Origin of the sequence: Streptomyces sp. NPDC057638, assembly GCF_042800315.1 — a bacterium.
Taxonomy (GTDB): domain Bacteria; phylum Actinomycetota; class Actinomycetes; order Streptomycetales; family Streptomycetaceae; genus Streptomyces.
Genome location: NZ_JBHVHF010000314.1, coordinates 1 through 8563 on the forward strand (window position 1 = coordinate 1; position 8563 = coordinate 8563).

6 protein-coding genes and 1 pseudogene are annotated in these 8563 nt (G+C 70.3%); 6 read left to right on the top strand and 1 reads right to left on the bottom strand.

Going from position 1 to position 8563, the window contains the following annotated elements; genetic code table 11:
• The first annotated feature begins 594 nt into the window (after positions 1 to 594).
• Together ACFVIM_RS29355 and ACFVIM_RS29360 are read left to right on the top strand one after the other, a co-directional pair.
• A complete protein-coding gene (locus ACFVIM_RS29355; RefSeq protein ID WP_384307545.1) occupies positions 595 to 1590 on the top strand; it encodes a hypothetical protein in 996 nt (331 codons plus the stop codon).
• 296 nt (positions 1591 to 1886) lie between these two features.
• Positions 1887 to 3422 carry an amino acid permease gene (locus ACFVIM_RS29360; protein ID WP_384307533.1) on the top strand — a complete coding sequence of 512 codons (1536 nt, stop codon included), beginning with the start codon at positions 1887 to 1889 and terminating at the stop codon, positions 3420 to 3422.
• A 233-nt stretch (positions 3423 to 3655) separates the two neighbouring features.
• On the opposite strand, the gene ACFVIM_RS29365 is transcribed toward ACFVIM_RS29360, so the two are convergent.
• The gene (locus tag ACFVIM_RS29365) at positions 3656 to 5773 is read right to left on the bottom strand and encodes a PQQ-dependent sugar dehydrogenase (protein ID WP_384307536.1); all 2118 of its coding nucleotides are present in this window, start codon (positions 5771 to 5773) and stop codon (positions 3656 to 3658) included.
• A 378-nt stretch (positions 5774 to 6151) separates the two neighbouring features.
• On the opposite strand from ACFVIM_RS29365, the gene ACFVIM_RS29370 reads away from it, so the two are divergent.
• The 4 genes and pseudogenes from ACFVIM_RS29370 to ACFVIM_RS29385 form a co-directional block, all read left to right on the top strand.
• Positions 6152 to 6418: a hypothetical protein gene (locus tag ACFVIM_RS29370; RefSeq protein ID WP_384307539.1), complete on the top strand. Its 267-nt coding sequence runs from the start codon at positions 6152 to 6154 to the stop codon at positions 6416 to 6418.
• Positions 6419 to 7148: 730 nt separating this feature from the next.
• A complete protein-coding gene (locus ACFVIM_RS29375) occupies positions 7149 to 7637 on the top strand; it encodes a hypothetical protein (RefSeq protein ID WP_384307540.1) in 489 nt (162 codons plus the stop codon).
• A gap of 42 nt (positions 7638 to 7679) precedes the next feature.
• Positions 7680 to 8189, top strand: a complete 510-nt coding sequence (locus ACFVIM_RS29380; RefSeq protein ID WP_384307542.1) for an EF-hand domain-containing protein — start codon at positions 7680 to 7682, stop codon at positions 8187 to 8189.
• Positions 8190 to 8262: 73 nt separating this feature from the next.
• Positions 8263 to 8563: pseudogene (locus ACFVIM_RS29385) on the top strand (hypothetical protein); the annotation flags it as partial.

Sequence of the window (8563 nt, forward strand, 5' to 3'; positions counted from 1 at the left end):
ACCTCCGGGTGGCCGCCGCTTCGGCATGTGCGGGGTCCCGCGCGCCCCACCCACTCATGTCCGCCCGAACCCGCCCACCGCCTCCCGCGCGCCCCACCGACTCATGTCGGCCCGAACCCGCCCACCGTCTCCCGCGCGCCCTCGCGCGTCTCCCACCGCCCCGCGCGGGCGTCCGCGCACCTCCGGGGAGCCAGGCCAGGGCACACGGCTTCCGGAAGGGCGCCACCCGCGCGCCCCGGGCCCACCCGGACCGGTACAGCGCATGGCTGAAAAGCGACCTCCCGGCAGGGTGAAAGTAAAAATCAGGCCAAGTTCACTACCCCCAAACCCGATTACCGTGGGTGAATTGGCTATCGCCGCACGTCAGCGACGAGTTGCACGGATCGGGGCAGTCCGCCCGACGCCCTACCATGTGATCAATCTTGGTCAACTTCTTGTCGTAATCGTTTGGTTGAGTAAGATCGGCGCGCATACAGGGCTGGAACCCATACCTCCACCCCTGACACTCACCCCCCATCTGTCCCTATGAGGGCCCATGACGACCATTTTTCGACACCCATGCCGGAGCAGACGGACGGGGACGGCGGCGGACTGATGTCTCAGGAGCAGTTCCGCCCGGTCTACCACCCGGCGGGCCATGACAACGAACTGCGCTCAGCCCTCCAGGACTTAAGAACCGGCCGCTGGCTCTCCATGCGCAATCTGCTGCACTCCACCACCACCTGGGGTGTGTGGACCCAGCGGACGCAGGTCCTCGCCGTCGCGGCGGCCGGTTCGGACGCCGTGCAGGCATGGAGGGCCGAGGAGCCCACATCCCTGCCCGGGATCGTGATGCAGTGCCGGATCTCCGTCGAACGCGCGCTCCGCGCCCACCGTGAGGGTCACCGGGCCACGCAGGAGCTGTGGCACGAGGCGTGGGAGAGCTGCCGGATCGCCGCCCACCAGGGGCCGGACGACCCGGTCCCCTGGGTCTGTCTGCTCGCCCTGTCCCAACTGGACGAGCAGCAGAAGCTGGAGGAGCACCGACAGGTCCCACCGGGCCCGATGCTCTTCCCGGGGCCCTGGGGCCTGCTGGCGGAGGCGCATCGCAGGGATCCGTTCAACCGCGAGGCGTACCACCGGATGCTCCAGTTCGTGTACGCGCGCAAGTCGGGCGGCCATCTCTCCGAGGCGGTCAACTTCGTGCAGTGGGCGGCGTCGGCCGCGCCCGCGGGCTCCGCGCTGCTGGCACTCCCCCTCTTCGTACGGGTGGAGCGCTACCGTCGCGACAAGGGGCACGAGCGCGCGCTCGACCTGCACTGGGTGACGGACGACGCCACCCGGGAGGCGATGCTGGCGCTGGAGGGCTGGTTCGACCATGTCGACCCGGCCGAACAGTCGCTGCTCGATCTGAACCATCTCGCGCACGCCCTGTGGGGCGCGGGGAGGTTCGCCGAGGCGGGCCGTGTCTTCGAGGCGCTCGGGCCGTACTTCACCGCTCCACCCTGGCTGTACCGCTCGCAGAGCCCCGGCGATCCGACCCTGGCCGAGGAGGTCTTCCTCCGGGCCCGTGGCCGCTGTCTCACCGCCGTCCGCGAGGCGCGCCGCTAGGGGGGTCTGATCCATCAGCCCCCCTGACCCCGGCCGCCGGACACCCCCGTACCATCCCGGTCGCCGACCCCGGTCGAACGGCCGGCCGCACCATCGCGTAGACCCGGCCCACCGGGTCGATCCGGTCCCCCGACCGGGACGCGCCACCGTGCCCGGTGTCAGCCGGGCCCGCACCACCCGTGCCCCCGGCGTCCAGCCGGGCCGCACACCATCGCCGCCCCGGTCCCCCGGCCGGGCGTATCCGCGATGTCCCACCCGACAGTTCAGTGCCAACCTTTCCCCCCGGAGGTTTCACCATGTCCATCCCCTCTCCCAGATGGTCTGGGGCGGGCAAAGCAGCGCCCGTCGACGAGGAGGAGAGACTGCGGGAGCTCGGCTATCAGCCGGTGCTCGCCCGCCGTATGGGAGGCTTCGGCAACTTCGCCATCAGCTTCTCGGTCATCTCGGTCCTCTCCGGCTGCATGACGCTGTACGGCTTCGGCATGGCCACCGGTGGTCCGGCCGTCATGCTCTGGGGCTGGACGGTCGTCGGCCTCTTCGTCCTCTGCGTCGGCATGGCCCTGGCCGAGGTGACCAGCGCCTATCCCACCTCCGGTGCCCTCTACTACATGGCGGACCGTCTCGGCGGCCGTAAGTGGGGCTGGTACACCGGCTGGCTGAACCTGCTGGGGCTGCTCGGCGCCATCGCGGGCATCGACTACGGCGCGGCCCTGTTCATCGGGGCCTTCCTGCACCTCCAGTTCGACTTCGAGCCCACCGCCGGGTCGACCTTCGTCATCTTCGTCTGCATCCTGATGCTCCACGCCGCGCTGAACCTCTTCGGCGTGAAGCTGGTCAGTGTGCTGAACTCGATCAGCGTCTGGTGGCACATCGCCGGTGTCACCATCATCGTCGGCGTGCTGGCGATCGTCCCGAAGAACCACCAGTCGCCCGAGTACGTCTTCACGGAGTTCGTCAACGGCACCGGCTGGGAGAACCCCATCTACGTCGCCGCGATCGGTCTGCTGCTGGCGCAGTACACCTTCTCCGGCTACGACGCCTCCGCCCATCTCTCGGAGGAGACCTCCAACGCCTCCGTCACCGCCGCGCGGGGCATCGTCCGCGCCATCTGGGTCTCCTGGATCGCCGGTTTCGCGCTGCTGGCCGGACTGACCTTCGCCATCCAGGACTACGCGGGCGCCCAGAACTCGGAGACCGGGGTACCCCCGGCCCAGATCATGATCGACGCGCTCGGCACGGGCGGCGCGTCCGCGCTGCTGCTGATCGTCATCGTGGCGCAGCTCTTCTGCGGCAACGCCGAGGTCGCCGCCGCCAGCCGGATGGTCTTCGCCTTCAGCCGTGACAACGCGCTGCCCGGCTCGTCGATCTGGCGCAAGGTCAGCGCCAAGACCCAGACCCCGGTCCCGGCGGTCTGGCTCTCGGTCGGCTTCGCCTGTCTGCTCGCCGTACCGTCGCTGTACTCCAAGACCGCGTACGGCGCGGTGACGGCGATCAACGTCATCGGTATCACCCCGGCCTACGCCATCCCCGTCTTCCTGAAGCTCCGCGCCGGGCACCGGTTCGAGCAGGGACCCTGGAACCTGGGCAAGTGGAGCAAGCCGATCGGCTGGATCGCCGTGGTCTGGGTCGCCTTCGTGACGGTCCTCTTCCTGCTGCCGCAGTCCAGCCCGGTGACGGCCGACACCATGAACTACGCGTCCGTCGCACTGGTCGCGGTGCTGACCCTGGCCACCATCTGGTGGTTCGTGGCCCGGCGCACCTACGGGGTGCCGCAGCCGCAGGCCTACGGCTCGGCCCGGGAGCACGCGGAGTTCGCGGACCACATCGTCTGACCTCCGCTCCGGTCCCCGCCGGGACGCCCGGCATCGGGCAGGACGCCGGGTGTCCGCTCCACGGCGGTACGGAGCGGTCCACAGCACCACCACGCGGTACGCGGCGGTACGCGGCCGTGACGAAGGGCTCGCACGGCATCGGCCGTGCGGGCCCTTCCGGGCGTTACCGGCTCCCCGGGGGCCAGCGCCTGGAAGCCGCCGGTCCATCCCGGGGCACGCCGGGTGCGCGGGTGTCAGGACCCCTCGGGCCGTCCCCGTACGGTGAGCGCCCGCAGACTGCCCACGTTGTCGAACGAGCCGAAGCCCACCCGTCCGGCCGTGAACGTACGGTCCACGGCCGTCATCAGCGGCCGCGCCGAGCCGTCGACATACACCGCGATCTGCCCGCTCTCCGCGCAGTGCACCACCCGGACCCGGTGCCAGGCGGCGTCACGGATCGCCGGGGGCGCGCCGGTCGAGCCGTTCCACTGGTGGTCGACGCGGACCCGGTCGGCGCCGTCGACCACGAAGATCCCGTTATGGGGGTAGATCGTGTGGTCCGAGGAGAGATGGACATAGGCGAACCGGGTGTCGGACTGATACGCGAGGACAAGGATCACATCCCGGTTGGTGATCTCGACGGGGGTGTCCAGCCGGACCTCCGCGTCGATCTCGACCCGCCCGAACCGGGGGCCCGCCGTCAGGACCGCGTACTCGAAGGGCCGGCGCGGCCCGGGACGGGCCGCCCCCGGCTCGGCGAGGGTCACCACACCCGGCGGGAAGCGCCACTTCGCGGGGGTGACCGGGGCCCAGTGCGCGGCGTCGGTGAGCTGGGCCAGGGTGGTCCCCTCCGGGCGGCAGTCGGCGAAGCCCCGGACACCGGTGACCTTCCAGATCCTGCCGTTGGCCTTGGAGAGCAGATACAGCTCGCCCTGGGCGTCCCGGCCGAGCCGCAGATCGACCCGGGGATGCCCGGCGAGCTGGCGCGCGGTGACCGTACGTCCGTCGCGGTCGACGAGCGCGAGGGTGTGGGTGTCGGCGAGCCGTCCCGAGCCACGCTCCATCCGGCGGGTGTCGGAGAAGAAGACCCGGCCGTCGACAATGTCGGCGTAGAGGTACATCCCGTACAGCGCGGGCGCCAGCGAGCCCCGGTAGACATGGCCTCCGGCGATGGCGCGGCCCACGTCGGAGCGGCAGTTCCAGCCCGGGGGCGGATCGTGGTCATAGGCCGCCACGGGATAGGTGTAGCCATGGCGGGCGTCGTCGGCGGGGAGCGGGAGGAGCCGGTCGCAGGGGTTCTCCGCGCGCCGGTCGTAGACGAAGGGCCCCTCCCGCTCGGTCCAGCCGAGGTTGTCCCCGGCGCGGACCTCGTAGACGGACTCGATGGCGTGCTCGCCGATGTGCCCGAGGTAGAGCCGGTGGGGCGCGACCGCGTCCCAGCTGAAGCGGTGCGGGTCGCGCATCCCGTACGCGTAGATCTCCCCCAGCGCTCCGGGGCGGCCGGTGAACGGGTTCTGCCGGGGCACTCCGTACCGTCCGCTGGCGCTGTCCGTGCCGCGCGGGTCGATCCTCAGCAGTTTGCCGTGGGGTACGGAGAGGTTCTGCGGATCCCCGCTGCCCGCGCCGCGCGCGCCGTCGCCGACCGCGACATAGAGGAGTCCATGGTCGGTGTCGCCGGGCCGGGCGGTCGGGTTGACGTCGATCTGCTGGATCCCGTGCCCGCCGCCGGTGAACCCGATCCGCAGGATCTCCCTGCGGGAGCCCGCGAAGACCTCGGCGGCCGGATCGGTGGCCGTCCACTCGGTGATGACCCCGTGGTACGCCGACGGGGACTGCGCGAAGTCGGGCCGGGCCCGGGCCTCGGCCGCCCGCTCCGTGTGGACGGTGTAGAAGCGTCCGGTACGGGCGTGGTCCGGCGGGAAGGCGACGAAGCCGAGGCCGGAGCCGAGGCCCGAACTGGCGAAGAACGCGGGCCCGATGGCGGCGGCGACATCGAGGTAGACGGTGGGTGGCCGGGCCGCACCCGTCAGATAGAGCCGCCCGTTGAGATCGGGTACGGCCATCCGGCCGGGGCGGCCGGGGACCTCGCCGAGATGGTTGATCCGGGCGTGCCGTCGCAGCCGGGCGTCGGTGACCGGTCCGGGGACCGGCTGGGTGCGGGGGAACGCCGCGTACTCCTCGACGGTCAGTCCGAGCCCGGAGTCGAGGGGCTTCTGGGGTATCGGATCGCGGATCGGCGCGAGGGCCGTGGCACGCGCCGGGGTCGATCCGGCCACGGTGGCGCGGGAGGCCGGTCCGGCCGCGAGGGCGCCGGGGGCGGGGAGCGTCAGCGCCACCAGAGCTGTCAGAGCTGTCAGAGCTGTCAGAGCCATGGGGGCTCGGGCACGTAATCGGGTGCCACGGGATCTCCGGGGATGCACAACCATCCCACCATGTAACCGCTGTTCTGACACATGAACAACCATGGGAGGCTGAAGGAGCGCCATCGTTCCGGGTGATGACCTGTAAGGCGGTACAGGAGGGTGCGGCCGTCCGGGCATCCATTCGACAGGGGGAGGGTTTCTGTTCAGGTACGGGAACGGATGATGCGGCGTCCCTCCGTCTCGAACCCGCGAGGCCCGGTGCTCCATCGCGCCTCATCGCCCGGCGTGGGAGCACGGTGAACCCACCCCGGAGCGGGTGGTGATGACACGTTGTCAGTGGCACACGCGATGCTGGACGGTCCCACGGCTCTCAAGGAGGAGCACACTATGACCGAACGGGAACGCGCGGCGGCCCTGGCCTATGTCCGACTGCTCCGGACCACCCGGGCCGTCCTGGCCGACTCCCCCGGCCCTTCCCATGCCGCCTCGGCGGCCCCACCGCCCTCGTCCGCCTCCGGGCTGGCGCTGCTCACCGCGCCACTGGCCGAGGCGGACGAGGCGCTGGACGCGCTGGGCATGGCGGGCAACGAGGCGGAGTTCTTCCGGCTGGTGGCGCGGACGTGGCCGGTGGTACCGGAGGAGGGGCGGAGTTAGACCGTGTCCTCTGTGGTGGGGCGGACAAGGAGGAGAGGGGCAGGGCTACCGATCGCGACGGTCAGCCGGTGCGCTGCCCCGACGCCGGACGCCTGACTTGCCGCCGGCCAGCCCGCCTGTCCCGACGACCACACTCCACCCCACCGCCACACTGAACCGACCTTCCCCGCACGATCGACCACGGCCCCGGGCCGCCCTGATGAGACGGCGGCCCGGGGCCGTACCTCGCGCGTGGGTTCGACGGGCTGGTGGCGGTCACACCCTCCATGAGCGCCGGGCCTCTCCCGCGTGTGCGGGTTCGACTGGCCCGGTGCGTGCTCGCCGGCCCCGGCCTCCGGTCCATCCCCGCAGGTGCGGCTTCGACCCTTCGTGGCATCGCCTGGCCCGATAGACCGTCTTACGTGAAGCGAGTGCACTTGGCCGGTTGAGAGCGGTAGTTCGTTGAGTACCTGGCGATCGGTGAGTGCGGCGTGTAGTCCGAGCGGCTGCGACAGCGGTTCGAGTGCGTGATCTGGCGGTTCACGGCAGGACGATGACTCGCGGTGCTCAGAGCGCGGTGTGGTTCTCGGCTGTCCCACCTCTGTCGTGGCCCCGGCCACCGTCCGGGTGATTCTCTGACCGAGGAGACCCGGTTTCGACCTGTCCGGTGCCATGATCGGCAGATATATCGTTTCGCCCCTTTCGAGTAGAAAGAAATCTCCCAGTGCGCCTCCCCCTCCTCGTCCGTGTCATGACCGTCGGCTGCGCTGCCGCTGCCCTGTTGCCGACGGGACCGGCTGCCGTCGCGACGTCGGCCCCCGTGCTGCCGGTGGAATGCGCCGGTACCTCCGATATCGAGTCCGAGGGGCTCAAGGAGCAGCCGACGCCGCAGACATACAGGGGAACACGGAGCTATGTCTGCTCGGGGGGTGACCTCCTTGCTCCGGCCGCGGTCGAGTCGGTGGTCGAAGGAACGGCCAACAGCAGCTGCACCAGGCTGAGCGCCATCACCCGCGAGACATTGACCTGGCCTGACGGGACGGTCAGCGAGATCGAGATCCCCATCGAGGTGGCCATCGAGCCGGGCGCGGTCGACCTGCGTGTGACCGGCACCGTCATGACAGGCAAGTATGCCGACGCCGGCGTCACCAGTACGATCCCGATCCCCCATTGTGGCCTGCCCGGCGAGGTTGAGGGCCCAGCCGCGATGACCATCACGCCGACCGCGTCAGTCGCTTGAGTTCGAGCCCGGAGACCCACCACGCACAGGAAGGCCGCCCCCATGCCTGACCCGCAGGTCGTAGAAGCCCCGAAGGCGCGCGTCTTCGCCATGCTGGACATGGATGGAGACGGAGTCGCCTCCCGGCACGACTACTTCGTCCGGATCGAACGGGCGGTGAAGGCGTCCGGACGCTCCGGCGATGACCCGCTCGTCCTTGCCGCGTACGCCACGGGAGAGCGGGCCTGGGCGGCCATGGACGCCAACGGCGACGGCATCATGACATATGACGAGTACGCGGACTGGGTGGACGCCGAAAAGTTCGACACCCTCTGCAAGTACGCGCTCGGTGCGCTGTTCGACCTCGCTGACACAGACCAGGACAACCACCTGAACCGGTCCGAGTTCACGATGCTGCGCGAAGCACTGGGCAACCAGGTCGACAAGTCCGACGCCGCTTTTGCCGCGCTGGACACCGACGAGGACGGCCGTGTCGGCCGCGACGAGTATCTGGCAGCGATCCGTGCCTACGTCACGGGCGAAGGATCACCGATGGGCGAAACCCTGTACTAGCGCCGCATCAGACATCGTTCGCCCCGTCGTGACGTGTCGCCCGGTTGCCGCGCCGGGCGGCCAGAATGATCACGTGGCCGAACGGGCGCAGGTCCGTGAGATCGATGACGACGAGGGAAGACGGCTGCTGCGGATCATCCGCCGGGGCACTGGGTCGGTGGTGACCTGACGGCGGGCCCAGATGGTGCTGCTGTCCGCTCAGCGCATGCCGGCGGCGAACATCCCTGATATGGCGTTCACCAGCGCGGACCGGGTCCGAGACGTGATCCACAACTTCAATGCCGACGGCTTCGAGGCGCTCTACCCGAAGTCACGCCAGCACCGCTGCGCCCAGCAGCCCGGCCACCTCGTCGCGCCGAGCCCGGGATCCGGGC

What these genes read in the sequence shown, in the direction of transcription:
- ACFVIM_RS29370 (WP_384307539.1), top strand. Translation starts at nt 6,152, where the DNA reads ATGACCGAACGGGAACGCGCGGCGGCCCTGGCCTATGTCCGACTGCTC.
- ACFVIM_RS29380 (WP_384307542.1), top strand. Translation starts at nt 7,680, where the DNA reads ATGCCTGACCCGCAGGTCGTAGAAGCCCCGAAGGCGCGCGTCTTCGCC.
- ACFVIM_RS29365 (WP_384307536.1), bottom strand. Translation starts at nt 5,773, where the DNA reads ATGGCTCTGACAGCTCTGACAGCTCTGACAGCTCTGGTGGCGCTGACG.
- ACFVIM_RS29360 (WP_384307533.1), top strand. Translation starts at nt 1,887, where the DNA reads ATGTCCATCCCCTCTCCCAGATGGTCTGGGGCGGGCAAAGCAGCGCCC.
- ACFVIM_RS29355 (WP_384307545.1), top strand. Translation starts at nt 595, where the DNA reads ATGTCTCAGGAGCAGTTCCGCCCGGTCTACCACCCGGCGGGCCATGAC.
- ACFVIM_RS29375 (WP_384307540.1), top strand. Translation starts at nt 7,149, where the DNA reads ATGACCGTCGGCTGCGCTGCCGCTGCCCTGTTGCCGACGGGACCGGCT.